Genomic DNA, 649 nt, shown 5'->3' with positions numbered 1-649 from the left:
CATACATCGAACCAGGCTCGCCTTGGGAGAACGGATTTTGTGAAAGCTTCAACGGTCGCATGAGGGACGAGCTGTTGAACGGGGAAATCTTCTACTCGCTCAGAGAAGCGCAGATCATCATCGAAGAATGGAGGAAGCACTACAACACCAAACGACCACACAGTGCACTGGGTTATCGCTCTCCGGCACCAGAAACCATCATCCCGATGGAACACAGGCCGATCATGCACTAACAATCACGTTGGACCCGTCAGATAGGGCTGCTCAGCTCCACACCATCACTTGCAAAAGGTCAAAAGTTTGCACCAGACCCAGTTGCGGAATAGATAGCCCTTTGTAAAAGTATACGATTTTCGTGTCGTCTTGATGCTTGGCGATGTGGTCACAAACTGCGTCGAGACTCGCCTTGCGTATGCTGAAACTTGAGAACGCTCCTAGCGAGCCACTTGGGGCCTCAAAAAATGGGGCCGCAGCTTTTGCCGCGGCCCAGAATTGCCACCTTGCAATCCGGATTAGATGTCCAAAGTGTTGTCTTTTTCCCAGCGTGAGAAGTGAGAGACGAAAGAGTTCCATTCCTGATGTTTCATTTTCAGAAACGCGGATGAGAACTCGGCACCCATCATGGCCTTCAGTTCCTTGTCCTTGTCGT

Annotated in this window: 1 protein-coding gene and 1 pseudogene; one reads left to right on the top strand and one right to left on the bottom strand. The window is 50.8% G+C overall.

Annotated elements, in window-relative coordinates; translation table 11 throughout:
* On the top strand, positions 1–233 hold a 233-nt coding region (locus RUA4292_RS09410), incomplete at its 5' end, for an integrase core domain-containing protein (RefSeq protein ID WP_145974924.1).
* Positions 234–512: 279 nt separating this feature from the next.
* Here the strand turns inward: RUA4292_RS09410 and RUA4292_RS24450 are convergent.
* Positions 513–649 (bottom strand): annotated as a pseudogene (locus RUA4292_RS24450) (glutamine synthetase); the annotation flags it as partial.

This window comes from Ruegeria atlantica, from assembly GCF_001458195.1.
Lineage (GTDB): Bacteria > Pseudomonadota > Alphaproteobacteria > Rhodobacterales > Rhodobacteraceae > Ruegeria > Ruegeria atlantica.
This window is presented reverse-complemented; position numbering and strand designations above follow the sequence as displayed.